The sequence below is a fragment of the Mucilaginibacter gossypiicola genome, assembly GCF_900110105.1.
In the GTDB taxonomy this organism is placed as follows: Bacteria; Bacteroidota; Bacteroidia; order Sphingobacteriales; family Sphingobacteriaceae; genus Mucilaginibacter; species Mucilaginibacter gossypiicola.
In genome coordinates this window covers 763,770-784,692 of the sequence record NZ_FOCL01000003.1, presented here as the reverse complement: position 1 = coordinate 784,692, position 20,923 = coordinate 763,770, and the positions used below count along the sequence as shown (strand labels likewise).

At 44.7% G+C, this 20,923-nt stretch carries 14 protein-coding genes; 8 read left to right on the top strand and 6 right to left on the bottom strand.

Going from position 1 to position 20,923, the window contains the following annotated elements; all coding sequences use genetic code 11:
- Positions 1-58: 58 nt before the first annotated feature.
- From BMX50_RS13190 to porM, 8 genes are all read left to right on the top strand, one after another.
- Positions 59-1,459 (top strand): aminopeptidase P family protein, encoded by a 1,401-nt coding sequence (locus BMX50_RS13190; RefSeq protein ID WP_091210980.1) that lies wholly within the window; start codon positions 59-61, stop codon positions 1,457-1,459.
- Between the two features lie 408 nt (positions 1,460-1,867).
- Positions 1,868-4,168, top strand: coding sequence for a S9 family peptidase (locus tag BMX50_RS13185; protein WP_091210979.1), 2,301 nt, complete (start codon positions 1,868-1,870; stop codon positions 4,166-4,168).
- A 23-nt stretch (positions 4,169-4,191) separates the two neighbouring features.
- Positions 4,192-7,791 carry a family 43 glycosylhydrolase gene (locus BMX50_RS13180; protein ID WP_091210978.1) on the top strand — a complete coding sequence of 1,200 codons (3,600 nt, stop codon included), beginning with the start codon at positions 4,192-4,194 and terminating at the stop codon, positions 7,789-7,791.
- 160 nt (positions 7,792-7,951) lie between these two features.
- Complete coding sequence (gene porK, locus BMX50_RS13175; RefSeq protein ID WP_091210977.1) at positions 7,952-9,241, top strand: T9SS ring complex lipoprotein PorK/GldK; 1,290 nt, start codon at positions 7,952-7,954, stop codon at positions 9,239-9,241.
- 5 nt (positions 9,242-9,246) lie between these two features.
- On the top strand, positions 9,247-10,155 hold the full coding sequence (locus BMX50_RS13170; protein WP_143065171.1) for a hypothetical protein: 909 nt from the start codon (positions 9,247-9,249) through the stop codon (positions 10,153-10,155).
- Positions 10,152-10,778 carry a hypothetical protein gene (locus tag BMX50_RS13165; RefSeq protein ID WP_091210975.1) on the top strand — a complete coding sequence of 209 codons (627 nt, stop codon included), beginning with the start codon at positions 10,152-10,154 and terminating at the stop codon, positions 10,776-10,778. The genes BMX50_RS13170 and BMX50_RS13165 overlap by 4 nt, the downstream gene beginning before the upstream one ends.
- A gap of 26 nt (positions 10,779-10,804) precedes the next feature.
- Entirely contained in the window at positions 10,805-11,602 is a 798-nt protein-coding gene (porL, locus tag BMX50_RS13160; protein ID WP_091210974.1) for a type IX secretion system motor protein PorL/GldL, read from the top strand.
- Positions 11,603-11,655: 53 nt separating this feature from the next.
- Complete coding sequence (porM, locus tag BMX50_RS13155; RefSeq protein ID WP_208864696.1) at positions 11,656-13,191, top strand: type IX secretion system motor protein PorM/GldM; 1,536 nt, start codon at positions 11,656-11,658, stop codon at positions 13,189-13,191.
- Positions 13,192-13,365: 174 nt separating this feature from the next.
- Here porM and BMX50_RS13150 read toward each other — a convergent pair whose 3' ends face one another.
- From BMX50_RS13150 to BMX50_RS13125, 6 genes are all read right to left on the bottom strand, one after another.
- Positions 13,366-14,262, bottom strand: coding sequence for a PepSY-like domain-containing protein (locus tag BMX50_RS13150; protein WP_143065170.1), 897 nt, complete (start codon positions 14,260-14,262; stop codon positions 13,366-13,368).
- 322 nt (positions 14,263-14,584) lie between these two features.
- The gene (locus BMX50_RS13145; RefSeq protein ID WP_091210972.1) at positions 14,585-15,205 is read right to left on the bottom strand and encodes a tetratricopeptide repeat protein; all 621 of its coding nucleotides are present in this window, start codon (positions 15,203-15,205) and stop codon (positions 14,585-14,587) included.
- Positions 15,193-16,371, bottom strand: a complete 1,179-nt coding sequence (locus BMX50_RS13140; protein ID WP_091210971.1) for a tetratricopeptide repeat protein — start codon at positions 16,369-16,371, stop codon at positions 15,193-15,195. The genes BMX50_RS13145 and BMX50_RS13140 overlap by 13 nt, the downstream gene beginning before the upstream one ends.
- Entirely contained in the window at positions 16,353-18,509 is a 2,157-nt protein-coding gene (locus tag BMX50_RS13135) for an urea transporter (RefSeq protein ID WP_091210970.1), read from the bottom strand. Before BMX50_RS13135 ends, BMX50_RS13140 begins: the two co-directional genes overlap by 19 nt.
- Complete coding sequence (locus BMX50_RS13130) at positions 18,506-19,861, bottom strand: type III PLP-dependent enzyme domain-containing protein (RefSeq protein ID WP_091210969.1); 1,356 nt, start codon at positions 19,859-19,861, stop codon at positions 18,506-18,508. The genes BMX50_RS13135 and BMX50_RS13130 overlap by 4 nt, the downstream gene beginning before the upstream one ends.
- Before the next feature lie 9 nt (positions 19,862-19,870).
- Positions 19,871-20,923, bottom strand: a complete 1,053-nt coding sequence (locus BMX50_RS13125; protein WP_091210968.1) for an ATP-grasp domain-containing protein — start codon at positions 20,921-20,923, stop codon at positions 19,871-19,873.

Genomic DNA, 20,923 nt, shown 5'->3' with positions numbered 1-20,923 from the left:
TAAATTATACTTGCACATGCCGGTTCCTCAACAGAGCCGGCATGTTTAATTTTGTGTTATGAAACTTCAACTTTTTGATCAGCAGGTTTACGTACAGCGCCGCAATGTTTTAAAACAAAGCATGGGCGCCAATGGCATCATCGTTTTGTTAGGGAACGAGGAGAGCAGCATGAACTATAAAGACAATACTTATCTGTTCAGGCAGGATAGCAGCTTTCTATATTACTTCGGGCTTGATGTAGCGGGTTTAGCGGCTATTATTGATACCGATACCGGCGAAGAAGTAATCTTCGGTAACGATCTCACCATTGATGATATCATTTGGACAGGTACACTGCCATCGGTTGGTGAAATGGCCGCACTGGTTGGCGTTGCGCAAACCAGACCGTATGCCGAAATTAAGCATTACGTCCACAAAGCAGTTACCGGTAGTCGCCCGGTTCATATCCTGCCGCCTTATCGCCCCGAAAACAAGATCAAGCTGGCCGATTGGTTAAACACCAGTCTGGAAGATGTTGCCGGTCGCGTTTCGTTGCAACTGGTAAAAGCTGTGATAGCCCAACGGGTGATCAAAACCCCGCTGGAGGTTGCTGAAATAGAAAAGGCTGTATCCATAAGCGTCGATATGGAACTTGCCGTAATGAAATATGCCCGCTCCGGTATCAGGGAATATGAACTGGTAGCTAAAGCGCATGAAGTGGCGATTGCTAATGATTCACGCTTGGGATACCCGGCTATCATCACCAAACATGGGCAAACTTTGCATACGCATTATTACGGGAATGTTTTGGAAGAGGGCGATATGGTTTTAAGCGACATCGGCGCTGAGAATGCCATGCACTATGGTGGTGATCTGACCCGTACTTTCCCGGTGGGCAAGCAGTTCAGCACCCGCCAAAGGGAGTTATATGACGTGGTGCTTAATTCTATGGATCATGCCATCAGTATGCTTAAGCCGGGCGTCCGCTATAAAGATGTGCACATCCAAGCCTGTCAAAAACTGGCCGAGGGCCTTAAACAGGTAAACCTGATGAAAGGCGACCCTGCAGAAGCCGTTGCCGCCGGTGCTCACGCCATGTTTTTTCAATGCGGCTTAGGCCACATGCTGGGCATGGATACCCATGATATGGAGGACCTGGGCGAACAATACGTTGGCTATACCGATACGCTGAAAAAGGAAACCGTATTCGGTTTAAAATCATTAAGACTGGGCCGCGAACTGGAAGCAGGATATGTGCTTACTGTTGAGCCGGGCATTTATATCATTCCGGAACTGATTGACCGCTGGCAAGCCGAAAAGAAATTCAGCGAGTTTATTAATTACGATGTGCTGAACACCTATCGTGATTTCGGCGGCATCCGTATTGAAGATAACTTTTTAATAACCGATACAGGCAGCCAGTTATTGGGTAAATACCTGCCTAAAACCCGCCAGGAAATTGAGGCGTTAAGGGGATAGAATGAATAAAAGGTGCGGGATTGTGCGATTCCCCTCTTGAGAGGGGCGGAGGGGTGTGTTTCTGCTTTGATAAGCTAATCGCCTAACACACCCCTGCTCACGCTATTTCCACTGATAGCCCATGAAAAAGCATAAGTAAAGAGATAACCGCCGTATCGACTCACCCCGACATCGCTGCGCTTGTCACCCCTCTCTACGCAAGCGTAAAGAGGGGATTTTATCCTTATTTTTTCTTTACCCTCTTTCCGCCAAAGGCGAAGAGAGGGTGGTCCAGCGTAGCGCAGACCGGGTGAGTCAACTATGCGCCATACCAATTTGCTTTGTTTTGCTAAATGCCTGCTATGATGTGTTAATTTATGGAAACATCATTTGGCCAATGTTGGGTATTTTTACACAACACTATAACTTATGGCAAGGTATCACCAATATTTACTGTTAACTGTTTTTTTAGCAGCCGCGGGCAAATCAGCCGATGCACAACAGACAAAAGCTACTCCTTATTATCCCACCCATGCGGAAGTGCTGCAAAACTATAAAGCAGCCGATGCGCTTGATTCAGCTTTAAAAAAGGTCCCCTACGTTACCAACGTGCGACCTAACTGGCAGACCGGCAGTAACCAATTCTGGTACAGTAAAAGAATTGCCAATAATCAAACCGCTTACATAGTTGTTGAACCCGAAAAAGGAACTAAGAAAATCATCTTCGAAAGCGGACAGCTAACTGCTGAAGTAAGCAAAGCGACAGGCAAACCCGTAAAAGACGGCGGCTTCCGGATTGAAGATATGTTTCTTAGTGCCGATAAAAAGCAGGCCACTTTTAAAACAGGCAATACCTGGCTTAAGTGCGACTTAGGCACGCTTCAATGCAGTAAAACTACCGATACCGTACACCAAAGTTATGATAACGATAAACCTTTGCAGGTACGCCATTACCGCTGGGAAGGTATAACTGCCGATTCGGTATCGCCGGATAAACAATGGTCGGCTTTTGTAAAAGGCGGTAATATTATTGTTAAATCGCTTAAAGGTTCAACCGAGATCAAATTAACTACGGATGGCAATTTAGATAAGCCTTACGGCGAACTTACCTGGTCGCCGGATAGTAAGCACCTGGTGGGGTACCGCATCGATCCAAAAAAAACAAAAGAGGTTTATTACCTGCTGAGCTCGGTACCGGGTACTACGCGTGCGGTGCTGAAATCGCATGAATATGATCAGCCGGGTGATGAATTTACCTCGTATCAGCAATACATATTCAATATCGCCGATAAAAGTGCCATAAAAACGGATGCCGAAAAGATCGATTTTTTTGGTGCACCGCAATTGCACTGGCGTGATGGCAACAGCCGCTATTTTACCTATGAAAAGGCAGATCGCGGGCACCAGCGTTTCAGGGTTATTGAGGTAGATGTTACAAATGGGAAAACCCGTAATATCATCGATGAAAAAACAAATACTTTTATTTACGAGCAAAGGATCTACACTTATTACAGCGCTAAAACACACGAGATAGTTTGGGTAACTGAAAAAGACGGATGGCGTCATATTTATCTTGTTGATGAGCTAACCGGTAAAGAAAAACTGGTAACCAAAGGTGATTGGGTAGTGCGCGACGTTGATAGTGTTGATGTTAAAAAAAGGCAGATCTGGTTTAAAGGCAGCGGTAACAATGAAGGGGAAGACCCTTACTTTATGCACTATTACCGCATAGGTTTCGATGGTAAAAATCTTACCGATCTTACTCCCGAGAAAGGTAACCATAGCGTAACCTTCTCGCCCGACAGGAAATACTATATCGATACTTATTCTGAGGTTAACATCGCTCCCAAAATAGTGATTAAAAACACTGCCGATCTGAAAACGGTAATGGAGCTGGAGCACACTGATTTGACTGGTCTTTTAGCTACAGGAGCAAAACTCCCAGAAGTATTTGTCGCAAAAGCGAGGGACGGTAAAACGGATATCTGGGGTGTAGTTTACCGCCCGGCCAATATGGACCCTAATAAAAGCTACCCTGTAATTGAAAATATTTATGCTGGTCCGCAGGATTCGTTTGTACCTAAAAGCTTTTCGGTTGTTAACGAGATGCAAAGTATAGCCCAGTTGGGTTTTATCGTGGTGCAAATGGATGGCATGGGCACGGCCAACCGTTCAAAAGCATTTCATGATGTATGCTGGCACAACCTTGCCGATGCCGGTTTTGCAGATCGGATCTTATGGATGCAGGCGCTTGCCGCAAAGTATCCGCAGGTTGATATCAGCAGGATTGGTGTTTACGGCACTTCGGCCGGCGGTCAAAACTCGGCGGGTGCCTTATTGTTCCATCCTGAATTTTATAAAGCGGCGGTATCTGCCTGCGGTTGTCATGATAACCGGATAGATAAACAATGGTGGAACGAGCAATGGATGGGCTACCCCGTTGGGCCGCACTATGAGCAGCAATCAAACATTACCAATGCCGGTAAATTACAGGGCGACCTGATGCTGATTGTAGGCGAGGCCGATAACAATGTTCCGCCCGAATCGACTTTCCGTTTTGCCGATGCGCTGATCAAAAACAATAAAATGTTCGATCTGTTGGTGGTTCCCGGTATGGGCCATAGCGACGGCGGTCCGTACGGCCGTAAAAAGAAACGTGACTTTTTTGTAAAGCACCTCCTTAATGCCGAGCCGCCTGCAAGAAATACAGATGAACTGGCGCATAACTAAATCATATTAGGCAGAGTAATAAAATGCGTAAATTTCAGTTAACAGTATTTTTTTCATGGTGTTTATGCATAGCAGCATTAACCGTCTATGCGCAGCAGCAGTCGGCCACAGCTCCGGGCAATGGCAATTCCATCATCCCCGGTTACTTTGCCGATCCCACCGTGAGGAAATTTGGCGATACCTATTACATTTACGCAACTACCGATGGTAATGGCGGCGGACATGGTCCGTCACAGGTATGGACATCCAAGGATTTTGTGAATTGGACCATGCATGATATGAACTGGCCTACTTCCAATTATTACTGGGCTCCCGATGTCATTAATGGTAACGACGGTAAGTATTACATGTACTATTGCCAGCCGGTTGATATTTATGGGGCGTCGTCTACAAGCCCTACCGGGCCCTGGACTCCCTTGTTACCTGATGGCAAATCAATGATCCCTAATTATTTTATTCCCGGGGTGATCACGCTGGATGGGCAAACTTTTAAAGATGACGACGGCAAGATCTATATGTTTTGGGGTACCTGGGGCATCTATCCTGATCATGGTTGCGGGGTAGGTTTGTTAAACCCGGATATGCACACTTTTGCCAAAACAGCCAAGATTCCCAATACCATAGCCAAAGATTTTTTTGAAGCACCTTTCATGTTTAAACGAAAGGGTATTTATTATTTCACCTATTCATCTGGTCTTTGCGAAGACTCCACCTACCGGGTTCAATATGCTATCAGCAAAACCGGGCCGATGGGCCCATTTGAATTTGGCAAAAACAACCCGGTGCTGAGCACTAATAGTGACGGAACCATTCACGGACCGGGGCATGAGTCGGTAGTACAGGTTGGTGATGATTTTTACATGGTATATCACCGCCATAACAACCCGCACTCCAACGGGGGCTATCACCGGCAGGTTTGTGCAGATAAGATCGTATTTGATGCCGATGGCAATATCGAAAAGATCATCCCAACACATCTTGGAGTAGGCTTGTTAGGGAAAAGTACCATTAGCGCCCCTGATGAGGCCTATCAGAAAGAAGTTACCACTTCATCTTTTTATAATGAGAATTATAAACCATCCTTTGCGGTGGATAACAATAATGGCACGCTATGGAAACCTGCAGATAACGGTACCAACCCAGCATGGCTTACCATTGATTTGGGAGCTGTAAAAACAGTACAACAGGTATTAACCCAGTTTGAATATGCCACCTGGTATTATCAGTATTTAATTGAATCATCAGCAGATGGAAAAAACTGGCAAGTATTTTCTGACAGGCGAGGAAATACACAGCACGGTTCGCCGATGGTAGATTCCGGGAACACTAAAGGCCGATTTATCCGGTTAACCATAACAGGAACAGAATACCCCGGTTTGTATAAGGCAGTTTGGAATGTAAAAGTTTATGGTGAACATGTTGTAACCGAAACTGCCGCTGATGCAAACAAAGAAGAATTATCCAAAACTATCTCCCCCCAAATTGAAAAAGCTATTAAGGAAGGTAAAGATGGCTTATTAGTAAACCTGGATGCTGCCAACTTCCAGGCTGGCGAAGCGATAACCCAATGGACTAATAACGGCGAATTGGGCGGCAATTTTACAGCAACAGGAAAACCTCCGGTTGTTGATATCATCGCAGGTAAAAAGGCATTGGTATTTAATGGTACACAAGCGCTCGAATCATCAGTTGCTGTACCCCGGTCGCTTGCAGGTAATAACAGCTATACCGTATCATATGAAGTTTATGCTGATCAGATCAAAGATGAAGATCCGGTATTAAGCTGGACGAATGGCGAATCGGATCATCGCAGTGCTACTTTTGGTTTCGGGAGTAATCGCACTGCAGGTGCTGTACAACACTTCGGTGTTTCCGATTTTCAATATAAAACAATGCCCGCTGCCGGGAAGTGGCATCAGGTAGTTGTTACTTTTGATGGCTCGTTTGAAAAACTATTTGTTGATGGCGAGCTCAACAATACCGAAAATAAGATGCTGTTTTTGCAGCCGGCAGATAAGTTCATTATCGGCGCTAAAACAAACCGCTCAGCATATTTTTCGGGCGCTATCTCCTCCCTTAAAATTTATGACGAGCCCTTAACCGATAGCGTAATAAAACAATGGGCTTTACATCCCGCAAAATCAGATATCGCTGTTTACCTCGATGCTTCGAAATTAAACTACGGGCCACTTCAGCAATGGATCAACAACGGAGATGCAGGCGGCGCATTTCAACCGATAGATACAAAGGGCGCTGAAGTAACCGATATTGCAGGCAAGATAGCCGTTAACTTTAATGGTAAAAGCCGTCTCATATTCAATAATGATCTTGCTGGGAATAGCAAGGAAGGTTACAGTATCGCTTTAAGTGTTTATCAAAATGAGGTGACGAAAAGCGGTTCGATACTGAAATCACAATCATCGAAAGAGCCTTTGATCAATGCCGGTAAATATTTAGATGCGGGGCAATGGCACTATATTATTAAAACAGTAAGCGGAAGTACAGCTAAACAATATGTGGATGGTGTGTTAATTTCAACCTCGACAAAAGCCGGTAACCTTGCAGGTAATTTGTTGCTGGGCGATGGCTTTAAGGGCGCGATAGGTAGTCTCGTTGTTTATAAGCATTGCTTATCATCGGCAGAAATTAAACAATTAAGTCTCGGCTGGAAACAGAACTATCATCCGCCTGTAGCCGGATCGTTAACGTTTAAAACCGTACCAAAAGCCGTAACGCCTAATATGGTTGATATGCAGGCACCTGAATATGCTTCAGTACAATCAAATCTTCAATATGATTTTATCAATGAGGTAGATAGCAGCAAATCAAGCGGCTGGCAGGCTGATCCGCATTATATCAGTTATGGGCTTACGGCCGATAAAAATTATACTTACTCATTTAAAGTAAAAGATAATTACGGTAACGTAAGCTTAAAAGCAAAAGCGTTGCCTGTGGGTACATCATCAGCATTGTTTCATGTCGTTAAAGATCAGTTTACGGTTAACAGAGACTTTGCCGGTGACGGTACCGCAGGTACTACATGGGATGGAATAGTTAGCAGCCCGGATAAACAAGAGTATAAAATACTTAGCGGTAATAATAGCCTCACTCTGGAGTCGAAAGGCTCAAACTGGGATGGGAACCTGCCATACGGCCCGTTTTTGTACAGCAACGTTTCGGGCGATTTTGTGGCCGAAGTGGAGGTTGCTGATGTAAGCGGCCTTAAAGAAAAAAAGGTAGCCGGTAACAGTGATATGGGCTTGATGGTACGGAAAGCCAAACAACCAGGTACTGAAGGCAGCGAAAACCTGATCCAGAACAGCATTTTTCCGGCCTGGAATTGCGGAAACATGCTTACCAATTATAAAACCGGCGACCGGATGCAAACCAATACACAAACCGGCTGGAATTATAACCGCTACTTACAGATCCAAAAATCGGGCGATTTGTTTTACATCAGGAGCAGTAACGATGCCGTACATTGGGCTGATCTGCCCGGAAGCCCGGTGTCAAGACCTGATTTAAACGTTGGTGATTTGCAAATCGGTCTTTATCACAGCACCTACGGGCCGCACCGTTCATATGTTAAATTCTCCAATTTTAAACTCATCTCAAAGAAATAAGCGACGCAAAATAAAGGTTCATCGATAACATCGAACACTTTATCGACACATAACACTTCTTAACGGCGCCTTCATTCATATTTGATCATTGTTTAACCACACAATCAATAATCATTATATGAAATCATTCTGACTTAACTAATTCTTAATTAATTGTCGAATGAGATCGTCTGTTCCAATAACAGGATTGCTGTTGCTGATGCTCAGCGCCTGCCAGCCAAGTATTTATAATACACCCAAAACACGCGCTGTTTCTGTAAAACGGCTTATCCCACCGCTGGGAATGGTTTACATTCCGTCGGGCACGTTCATGTACAAAATGTTGAACGATGACAATGCCGAACAGCGCAAGGTTAGCGTTAGCGCTTTTTTTATTGATAAAACTGAGGTAACCAACAAGCAGTACCAGGCCTTTGTAAACTGGGTTGCCGATTCAGTAGCTGTTACCGACTATCTCCATGACGACTCCTTTTTTATGCCTGCAACAGGCGCAACCGTAGGAAGCACGGGTAAAGAGCAGCGGTTGATAGACTGGAGCAAGGTTAACAAGATTTCCCCCCTCTGGAAAAAGGCCCCGCCCGAAGTTAAAGAGAAGCTGGCTCCGATGATGACGATGATTAACGGCGTGCGGGTGCCTAATCCTGATTTGATTGTTTACCGGTTTTACTACATCAGGATGGATGGGGTTAAAAACAATGAGTACATGATGGATACGGTAAGTGTTTACCCACATGAAGCGGTATGGTCGGCAGATTTTCCTAATGCCCAGATGACGGTGATGGATGCCAATTATTTCACCAATAAAATTTACGAATACAATCCTGTAGTTGGAGTTACCTGGAAACAGGCCAGGGCCTATGCCGATTGGCGTGGCACCCAGCTCAGGCTCATGATCAAAAACAATCCTAACCTGCGCAATTTCAAATTGAGTTTTAGCTTGCCTACCGAGGCGCAATGGCAATTTGCTGCCGAAGCAAAGGCAAGTCCTAATGATACCACAGACCGTACGGTGAAAACCACAATTGATGAAGCAACCGGTAAGGAGAGGCTCTCCCTCAATTTTAAACAGGGCGAGGGCAGTTATGCCAGCGACGGATCAACATTTACGCTGCCCGTTACATCATACACGCCCAATGCCTTTGGTATTTATAATATGGCCGGCAATGTATCTGAATGGACGCTTGACGCTTACAGCCCTTCTTCATCGCAGTTGGTGAATGACCTTAACCCGGCTTTGCTGTATGATGCAACCAGCAAGGATGCCATGCTGATGCGCCGCAAGGTAGTGCGCGGGGGCTCATGGAAAGATAACGGCGAAATGCTGAACACTGATACCCGTAGTTTCGATGACCAGGAGGCCGCCCATTCCTACATAGGCTTCCGCTGTGTGATGTCTGCCTTTGAGCTTACCGGCGAGCAGGTTAAAACCAGGAAATACACTAAAAAGTAACAATCATGAACATGTTAAAGAAAGTAACTGCAGTAGTCCTACTGCTTATGGGGACCTGCATTCATAAAAATTTCGCTCAGGCTCTGCCGGATAGCGCTGTTACTGACACGCTACCCTCGTTCGACGCCTATCTGCAAAAGGCCGATCTGAGCCAGGCGAGGCCATTTCCTTATCCTAAAACCAATCCGGCAAACATCAGGATGTACGCCAGGATCTGGCGGGTTATTGACTTGGCCGATAGTGCGAACGCCATCCTGACTATACCAGGCCATTCATTGATGGAAGCCATAATGAAAGGACTAACTAAGGGGAAGCTTACACCTTATGAAAAGGATGATTTTAAAAAGAAGCTGACCGCCAAACAGGGATCTATGCGCTTTACCGATTCGGTATTGGTGCCCAAGTTTGATAAAGATGGCAACCAGATCTCGTCGAAAATGGTGCTAAACGATTTCAATCCCGACAGGATAACCCGCTTCAGGATCGAGGAAGATGTTTATTTCGACAGGCAGCGGGGCAAGGTAGATACCCGCATTATAGGCCTCGCCCCGATGATGAATATTACCGGCTCCGCCGATCTGCCTGCAAATATGTCGTCGGCACCGGCATTCTGGCTCTACTTCCCGCAGTTACGCTTCGCGTTGGTGCAGGAGGATGTGAGTGAGCCGGATAAAGGAATTTTTGATGTTACGCTTGATGATGTTTTTATGCAGCAAAAGTTTTCGGCATATCTCATCAGGCAATTTTCACCCGGTAATGCCGAGAGCGGGCAGCTTGACCCTGGCAGCCCCGAAGCGCTTAAACTTCAGCAAAAAATTGCCGATCTGAAGAAGAACATCTGGAAAAATCCCCGGGGAATTAATGATAAGAACCTGGTAAATCAAACTCAAAATAATAAGGAGGAAAAGCCATGACAACGCAGGTTAAATTATTGAAAGATTTTATGTGGTGGATGCTGTTTGTAGGCTTTTTAGGCTACTGCGGCAGGGCAAGCGCACAGGTATTGCCCGAGTATAGCGCTTTCCCCAAAAACTCAATAGGCCTGCAATTGGGTACACAGGGCATAGGGTTGCAGGGAACATCAGCTTTTGGCAGGATGTTTAATGCCCGCATAGGCTTTAACACTGTGCCCGACATTACCGTGCAATACAATGGCCGTGACCTTGGCCTTAACCGCACATCAGTTTACGGTATTGTTGACTGGCAGCCGATGTATGGCAATACCGATTGGCTTTCCCGCAAATGGTATGTTTCGGCCGGGATAAGCTACTATTTTAATAATACGTTGTACAGGGAAGGGATAGGCACAGTGCCCAATTACTATATCTACATGTCAAAGCTGCGGCCTTATATAGGTACTGGTTTGGGCAATATGCGGTTGGGCCATAATATAGGCCTTCGTACAGATTTTGGGTTTTTTATTCCCACAAGTTCGGCCACATCAACCTATGATGACAAGGCCCAAAAGGTGAGCAGCGGCCTGCGCGGGTTATTACCGGGGATGAATGCCGCTGTTACCCTTTACTACCGATTTTAATTGATTAACCTTTAAATATTTATAAAATGAAAAAGTTCAAATTCAACTGGCTGCATGTAGCCATATCATGGGGTGCCAGTATCGTAATTCTTGGCGCTATGTTTAAAATTAACCACTGGGGAGGCCAGGCAGGTACCTATATGATAGGTTTAGGGCTTACGGTGGAGGCCATGCTGTTTTTTACCCTTGGGTTTTTCCCGCCGGCGCAGGAACCCGAATGGGAAAGGGTGTACCCCGAACTGGCTGTAGATTATGAGGGAGGGCCGGTAAATAAGTCGCGCATGATGCCTGTAGCCGGTGGCCAAACCGCTGCGCTTGATAAGCTTTTAACCGATGCTGATTTAAATGAGCTAAGTATCAGCAGGCTTGGCGAAGGCCTGAAAGTGTTTGCCGAGAAGGTTGACCGTATCAATACCATTGCCGATGTTTCATTAGGCACCGATGAGTTTTCGGTAAAGCTGAAGCAGGCTGCATCTAAATTCGATTTGTTTGGGATAGCTTTTGAGCGGGCCACATCGGGCCTATCGGCTATAGCTGATAGCCGGGCCGATACCAATGCTTACCAGTTACAGGTGGCAAAGCTTACCGGCAATTTGGTACAGCTTAATGCACTTTATGAATCGGAACTGAAAGGTGCTGATGAAAACCTGAAACAGGTAAATAACTTCTATCACGGGCTAAGCAAAACCCTGCAAAACCTCAACGAATCGGCAGATGACAGCAGGCAGTTTAAGGACGAGGTTAACAAGCTGGCCAAAAATATATCGGCATTAAATGTTTTTTATGCCAATATGCTTTCGGCTATGAACCAGCCCCGCATGTAATTGCAGGGGCTTGGCATTAAATGGTTTAGTGTAAATTTTAATCAGATAAAGAAATGGCTATTGCAGGAAAGGAAACTACCAGGCAAAAGATGATCAATATCATGTACCTGGTACTGTTGGCAATGCTGGCGCTAAATGTGTCTTCCTCTATTTTAGATGCCTTTAAAACCATCAACGATAGCTTAACCGCTTCGGCGGCTAACGTTGGTAATTCGGTGCAGCAATTGTTTACGGCTTTTGAACAAACCCGGCTTAAAGAATCGCCCGAAAGAGCGGCGCCTATCTATCAAAAGGCGAAAGCCGCCCAAAGGGTAAGCGCGGAATTAAATGATCTCATCGCACAGATAAAGAATGAGTTGATTAAACAAAGTTCCGGTTATGATGAGCTTACCGGCGATTTAAAAGAGCGGGATAATTTGGATATTGGTTATAACGTGATGATCAACAAAAAACGCGCTAAGGCACTCAAAGAAAAGATCAATGATACCCGCGAAAAGTTGAAACTGCTGCTTGGTAAAGAGGATAGCAGTTCAGTATCATTTACCTTGAATGCCACTGACCCGGTTAAACACAACGGAAGCGCTAAGACATGGGAGGAGCTAAATTTTGGCGAAGGCGTACCCTTAACTGCCGATTTTACCATACTTTCAAAAATACAGGCTGATAACAAAAATGCCGAATCGGAAGTGGTGAAAAAGATCCTGGGTAAAATGGACAGGGCTATTGTTAACCTGGATAAGTTTGAAGCCGTGGCCGTGGCGCCAACTTCGTACCTCATCCAGGGGCAGCTCTACAAGGCCCAGGTTTTTTTAACCGCGTATGATTCTCGGTCGACCCCGCAAATGGAGGTTGGCGGCAGCCCGATCAGTGTTACCGATGGCCGGGGTGTGTATAACGCTTCAACCAGCAGGGAAGGTGTGTTTAGCTGGAGAGGGACCATCAAAGTAAAGCAAACCGATGGGAGTATAAAAACTTATACCACGCCCGAGCAGCAGTATATGGTTGCCAGACCATCGGCGGTGGTATCGCCTGATAAAATGAATGTATTTTATATCGGCGTGGATAATCCCGTATCGGTATCGGTTCCCGGAATCCCCTCAAAAAATATCAGGATCGGTATTTCGGCAGGTTCGTTAAGCGGTACTTCGGGCAAGTATGTGGCGAGGGTAACCAGTCCGGGTATGGTTACGGTAACGGTATCGGCTGAGATCTTTCCCGGCAAAACGGAGGTACTGAGCCGTACACAGTTCAGGGCCAAAAGGATCCCTGATCCTATCGCCAAGTTTTCGGGCAGATCTGGCGGTGGAGTGCCCACTGTGGCCTTAAAAGCACAGGATGCCATTTATGCCACGCTGGATAATTTTGATTTTGATGCCCGTTTTAAAATAACACGATTCAGTTTGATCATAGCCAACCCGCGCGAGAGCGCCTCGGTACAAGTTACATCAGGCAATGCTTTAAGCAACGAAATGCAGGCTTCGTTAAGCAGTATCAAACCTGGCTCGCATGTAATTTTTGATAACATTATTGCGGTTGGCCCTGATGGTGCACCACGGCAGCTGGCGCCGGTGGCGTTAACTGCTAATTGATTTAGGGGCTTAAAGCGAAAAGCCGAAGGCTTAAAGCTTGATTGTGTCGCCAGAAATTGTTTATAATAGATTAGCTTTTGGCTTTAAGCTTTCTGCTTTGAGCTTTCAAATTAAAGCAAGTAAGCCATGTTTAATTAAAAACATGGCTTACCAACAGCGCTATAATCAAATATGTTAGTGGATAGGCAGGGCTTTAACAAATGTACCCGACGCGTTAAAAATTATAGCGTATTTGGTACTGTTGGATGTAATGAACACAACGTAACCTTGTAGGGTGCCGTCGGAGCTTTCTGAAAATGCCTTATCAAATACATAACCGGGGTAGGTAGTGGTCAGGTAAGTGGTAATAGCAGCGGGCAGGTTGGCTTCGGTTACTGCAGCGTGTTTTAAATCGTGTTTTTCTATCTGAACACGTTTAACAAGTTTGCCTGCAGCAGTTATGGCTGTTGAGTACAGTACGCCATTTTTACTGATCAATACGTACACATTATCAGGCGTAACAGAAGCATGCAGCAACGTATCGGTTGGATAAGTGGTCGAAAAATAGCTGCTAACGGCAGTAGGAAGAGCCGATATGGCAACAGTGTCGCGGTGTTTACCGTCACGGTTGTCAAAAGGGCCGCCCAGGTGCCATCCTGGTCCTTTAAGGTCCCTGCCTTCGCGTTGCTCAAGGGTACTTACAAATGTACCCGCAGCAGTAAACTTGAGGCCGACCAAAGCACTGTTGTACTTGATCACTACTATGTAGTTAACAACTGTGCTGGCACTGTCAATGGTGTAGGCTTTTTTGAATGTATAGCCACTGTAGTTGGTTGTTAAATAGGTGCCAATGGCGGTAGGCAATGCACTAAAGGCAACGGTATCTATTTTGTCATGTTTACCGTAGCAGCCAACCATATAAACGCTGTCTGTAGTGGTACCGGATGCAAGGCTGATAGCTATGGCACCCGTTGAGCTAATTGTTGATGAAGAAACGCTGGCCGAAGCTGATTTTGAAGCGTTCTCCTTTTTGCATGATGCCAGGCCAATTATTGTGCCCAGCATCAATAGTGTAGCGTAAAAGGATTTCATTTTTTTGGTTTAATTTAAATTGATAATTAGCGCTGTCTTTTGCGGACAGGTTTAATTAAAATTAAACCTGAAAATGAGTTCATCGGATGATTGTATCGATAAATGCAGGATTTAAATCGACGTATAGAGATAATTGGAAGATGTTTGACAATCAAAATTCATTGCCGTTGACTTCAGTCAACGGAATAATGATGCGAAAACAGACGGCTTTAGCCAAAATGCCGCGTGTATAGTTGGGCTAAAGCCCGGTTGTTTGCTCTTTTAACCGTTGACTGAAGTCAACGGCAATGAATGGAGTTTACCGCGTAAGATAGATAGCTTCTCAATTACACCTTGCTAAGCCATCAGTACTTGAAGCATCGGCGGGTTTAATGATCAGCGCTTTTTCAAAAAAGGGTTTTGCTTCGGCTTTTTTGCCGGCCATAAGCATTGACCAGGCCAGCATGTGGTTGCCGTCGTAATCAAAGGGGTAAAGCGTTACTACGGCCCTGAAAAGTTTAATAGCCGGCTCGTACTGTTTGCGGTTATAATAAATTACGCCGCCCCAATAATTAGCCTGGGTATTTTGAGGGTCTATTTTCAGAATAGCAAGGTATTGTTCAAGCACCTTATCCCAGCTTTGCAAAAATGAAAGGGGCTTTACATAGCCAAATTTGGCCTCAACCGAGTTAGGTTTCAGCGTTATTGCTTTTTGGTAGTAGCTTTGCGATGCCGTATAGTTTTTATTGAGATAATTGAGCCAGCCCAGCCTGATGGTTATCTCATAATTATTTTCTGAGTAGTATGGATAAATATCGGCTATAGCAGCAACGTAGTTTTTATTTAGTTCGTTGGTGTAACTATTGTGGAAAGCTTTTTGCAGCACCGCGTTTGTTTGCGCCTGCAGCTGCACTGCAAATACAAATAAGAATAGGCCTGTAAACGTCTTCTTTAAAATTTCCATGTTATACCTAACGTGACAGAGTTTTGGTTGTACTTAACAGCGCGGTAAATGTCTGTTTTCTTTTCGTAAAAGTAATTTAAATTCAGCAAGGCATGGTTACCCAACTGGTAAAAAACGCTTTCGCCGCATTTAAATTTTGTAGGGTCGATAGAATTGTAAACATAAAGTCCGTCGGCATCCAGGTAATCGTCCTGGTTACCAAAGGTGGCGGCTGTTTCCAGCCAGGTTTTGTCCACCACCTTAAATCCTACCGACTGGCTGTAAATAAAAGTCTTTGTTCCACTCAGATTTAATATCGAGGCCCTGCTCATGCTGTATAAATTCAGGTTTCCCAATGGATAAAAATCTATTTTGGCATCATATTGTTTTAAGGTTTTATCAATCAGTTTTCCCCAATTAAAATCACCCTGCAAATCAATATAGCGGGTATCATATATTACACCAAATAAACCGAGGTTGCTTTGATTCAAATTGCTGCGGTAACTGGTATGCAGGTAATGATATGCGCCGAGCAGGCTGATGTTTTTAGTTAATGAATACTTTAGCCTGGCATAATACTCCGTTTGTTTATCGGTTTTGCCAACCTGGTTTTTATAATCGATAAATCCTGCACGAAAAATATTCTGCTTAAAAAACATGAACGACTGGTCGAGCTGTAAACGCCACGATAAACGTAGGCCGATACCGGCGCGTTCAAAAAAGCCGTTATCGCGCTCGTCATTAGCGGGTAGTTTTATGCCGCTTTCAATGGCGGCATCGGTTAAACCCAATGGCGATAGTTTGATAGCGTGGAGGGTTGCTGTATCCAAATGTGATGCATTATAAAACGCTGCGCTGTTATTGTTGATGTAGGTATTGCAGTAATAAGCATATAAACGTGAAGCGGCGTTGTGCGGGTCTTTAAGTAAAACCTGGTTAAACTGGCTGATAGCTGCTTTGTAATTGCCGGTAAGCATATAAGCGTAGCCGCACTTAAAACGCAAAGCAGGAGAATCAACACTATCGGTAACTGCACTGTTAACAAAGCTGATAAGCTGCTTCCAATCGCCTGCATTGTATAGCTGTTCTGCCGTACCATCGGCCAAAGCAAGTTTATGATCTTGCGCATGGTTTACAAGAGCAGCAAATAGCAGGGCAAAAAGAATGGTTAATTTTCTGTACTCCATTGTGCTTCAATATGCTGTCCGTTTATATTTATGACGAAGGCCTGCAGGCTGCCATGATCAACAAAAACTGTTGATTCGGCAAGTGGTATTGTTTTACCCGCAAGTTGCTGGTATTGTTTGGATACAATGTTTAACCCTGTTTTTTTAGTTTGGATGCCGCTTTTATATTTTACACTGATAAACCGGTAAAAGGGCGCAGCAAAATCCTGCAGCCAAAGCAATATCTTATTGTTGGTAAGCGGCACCGGGAATTCATCATTTGCCTGGATATAAGCCGTATCGTTAAAAATAACTTTATAGGCAGCAAGATAAAAATAGTAAAGCAGTGATGTTTTATCGCCATAATAACTGGTAAAGTAAAACATAGTACCGTTATTGATAAAATAAGCGACAGCACCGGTTGTTTTGCTGTAAATATATGATTGGTTCAAAGTGTCTTTAAAAACTTCCCAGTTTTCGGTTACACCATTTTCGGCAGTTAGTTTAGCTACAAAGCCGGGTTGCAGGTCAAATGCTTTTTTGAGCGATACATTTATCTCCGGATTACTTATTAATTCATTTTCCTGGGGAACAGCGTAGCTTTCAAGACTGCTCTTATTATCCTTTTTGTTAAAGTAATAAGCAAACGGATAGGAGAGCGTTTTTGACCCGATATAAGGTGTTGCCTGTAGTTGAAAATGCAAATGCGGCTCGGGTGACCGGCCCGAATTACCGCAGAAACCCAGCAGGTCACCTTGTTTTACAGTATCGCCGGGTTTAACTTTTACAGAGTTTTTTTTGAGGTGTGAGAGTTTGGAATAAAGCCCTTCGGTATGGCGTATCACAACGGTATTCCCCCAGTTCTCCTTTAAGTTTTCTTCACCAATATCATTGTCGTCAACGTGGTTTACCACTTGCTCCACAACACCGTCGGCGCAGGCCAGTACCGGTTTGTTGAAACAGTAAAAGTGCTCGGGCAATGTGCCTGGATATTGAAATGTTTTTTGCTCATCGTCGGTGATCACAAAATCAAGCGCCTGTCCCCATTCTCCTTTGTGGGTAATGGTTCCGTCATAGCCTTGTGATATCGTCCAGTAACCCATAAAAGGCAAACTGAGCCTGATGTATCTCAAATCGTTCAACCTGTTTTGCAGGTTTAAAACATGGTAAAGGTTTTTTTCGGGTGAGTAATACTGAACCTTGGTTAGCTGCAATTTGGCCTGAAAGCCCACCAGTATTAAAAAATAAAGCAGACTTATATTAAGTACACAAAATGGTAACGAAAAAATAGGCAGCGCATGTAAGGCCATCAGGGTTGTAAGCGCATTGATGAGTACGAAACCAATGGGAATGCAAAAAACTGCCAATAGGTATGAGCGCAAGGATGCAATGGTAAAAAAGCTCCCGATTGCCATTGCAGTCATCATTAAGTTAGCGCCCAAATGGTAATAGCTGATGCCCTCCGGATAAATATGTGTGATGCTGTTGAAGCCGCAAGCAGTTAAAAAGCTAATGATAAGCAGGCTGAACGCAATACGGGAATGAATTAGTATGCCTATAGCAATAAGCATCCCCGCTATGATATGATCCTGAAATAGCACTGCACTTAGCGAACGGAAAAACAAGCTTACCAGCCTGGGCAGCGAAGTTGCAAGATAACCCTCGGCACCGGCGAGGTTGCCGGGACCAGTGTAGATTTCCTGGAGCAATGAGCTGCTTTTTTGCAGAAGGCCTGTGTTGAAAATACTGTTAGATGCAAGCAGTACAACCCAAAATACCAGTATAAATGGTAGTGAAAGGATGGGCAAGCCCGGTTTACCCATACGTTTTGATAAAATGATCGTTGTAACAACAACCATAAAGCAGGCAACGAGGAGCCAGCTCACAAACATGAAGTTAACCTGGAAAAAAGCACCAAATGCTATCCCCAGCAATAAACTATTAAAACTATAGATCCCTGCACGATAATCTTCGCTGTTCTGTTTTAATAATTTTGTTATCAGTAATGAAAAAATAACACATCCCAATCCTGCAAAGCCGGATATTGGATTTAAAAAAGATACCAGCAGCAAAATAATCCCCAATATCCGGTTCTGCGAAAAAAACAGCACCGAATAGGAATTGAGGACCGGTTTTATAAATGCTGCAATTTGCTTCACTTGGCGTTGTTTAAATGAGCAGGTATTAACTCCGGTTCGGCAGTATATTCTAATGTTTCGTTTTGCCGGATGAGATGGGTGCGCAGCTTTTCATCTATCAATACAACGGCGGGCCTTAGGGTAATGAACTGCATCCATTGGGTCATATTATAGGCCCCAACCTTGTGCACCACCACTTGGTCGCCGGGATTAAGTTGAGGCAAGTTGATACTTTCCCTGATCACGTCAATGTTCATGCAAAGCGGACCATAAATCACCATGTTTTCGCTGTGAGCTACAAAATCCTGTGCGGGGCTTACCTGGTGTTCATACCAAAATGATGTAAACAGGATATTAACCCCGAAGTCAACAATGGTAGCGCCTTTACCGTTGGCCAGGCGTTTATTGGCAATAACGGTACCCAGCAGGTAACCGGCATCATCTATCAAAACACGGCCGCTTTCCAATATCAGCAAGGGTAAGTCATCATTAGCGAAACCAAAATTGAGCAGGGCTGAAGTTATTACTTCCGCAAAATCATCAATAGTGGGTACGATATCGTTTCCCGGCAGGTAGGCTCCCTTTAATGTATTAGTAGAGGGGAAACCGCCTCCAAGGTCAAGATATTCTACTTTATGATTTAACTGGGTTTGGCAGCGCACAGCCAGTTCGGCCAGTTTATTGGCAGCAATGCCGTAGGCATCTGTCGAGAGCATATAGGTACCAATATGGCAATGCAGGCCCGTTAGGTGTAAAATCCCGGAAGCAGTGATCTTTGAAATTGCCGACCACGCTTCGCCATTTTCGTAATTAAAGCCGAAGCGGTCCCAAAGCGGGTACACGCCGGTATCCATATTTACACGGATAGCTACCCGCGGTTTGTTAGCGAGGTTTTTACTTAATACAAGTAACTGGTTAAGCTCATCAAAATGGTCGATATGGATTAGCGAATCATGATCAATAGCCAACTGCAGATCAGCAGTTGATTTGCCCGGGCCATTGAAAATAATCTTGTTACCCGGTACGCCGTTGCCTAAGGCTTTACGGTATTCAAAGCCCGAAACAACCTCGGCCCAGCTGCCTTCCTGGTGAAAGATCTGGCAAACGGCATTGAGATAGTTGGTTTTATAACTCCAGGCAAATTGCACTTTTGGGTAGCGCGTACTAAAGGCGCGATACGCCGCCCGGTAATTTTTGCGGATCTGTTTTTCGGACAGCACAAACACGGGCGAGCCATAGTTTTCAATTAAACTTTTAACCGAAACGCCATCGATGCTTTTAACAGGCTGCACACCGGTGCGCGTGCCAAATTTATTCATGGCCCCGGCATGGAGTTTTTTGATATATGGTTTTTGATATGGCAGCTTTTCCATCGTTATAAATTATAATTCGCCCATGGCCGAGATCTGTTGAAAATCGGCAATGTCGGCAATATGGTCCCACGAGTAGCGTACAAACAACTTGCCGGCCTGGTAGTCGGTATAGGGCTCAACAACCTCACCCAATGCCATTTTTGTTAATGCCGCGGGTTGATTTTGCCCGGCGGCCGCTGTTAAATAAATCCATGCCGGAAAACGTGGGTTAACTTCCAGTATGTATAAATGTCCTTCGGCTGTACTCATGATTTCCATTTCGTAACCGCCCTTCCAATTGGTGGCAAGTGCAAAGTTGCCGGCCAGTTGGGTTAGCTTATCGTCTTTAATGGTAACACCGGCCCAGGCTTTGCCTTTATCGGTAATATAAAGTTTGCGCATGGCAACTAAACTTATGTTATCACCTTTACCGTTACCCAGGGCCGCAATATTGATCTCGTTGCCCTTGATATATTGCTGCGCAATTACGGGTACGCCCCACGTTGCATTCAGCTGATGGAAGGCTTTTAGTGCCTGGTCCATAGTGTAAACAACATAGGCTTCATAAAATTTCCCTTTTATTACCATCGGGAAACCGAAGTCAGCGGCAGCTTTTTGTAAATCATCAGCAGTGTACAGCTTATGATCGGCAGGTACATAAAAGCCGTGTTTTGTACCGAAATCTTTTAAGTGTACTTTATCCCTTAAAGCCAATTGTTGCTGGGTAGGGAGATAAGTTGCTATGCCCATTTGCTGCAATTGCGGTGCTGTCTTTATAAAATTGAACAGTTCCGAATCAAAGTTAGGGATGATGAGATCAAGGTTTTCCCGTTGGTTTATATACGTTAAACGTTCGAGTAAAGCTGCTGTTCCCTCGGTTGGGTAGGGCACCTGGTAAGTTTTATTTACATAGTCCCGCAAATAGATCCCCGGCTCCAACGACTCATACGACAGGCCGACTATGCGCAAACTATCGCCAAAATACTCTTTTAAAGAACGGATAACCGCCATCCCCGGGCCCGGATTATCATTGGCGTTGAGCCCGGTAACGGCAATACATAAATTATCGTACTTGTTTGCCAT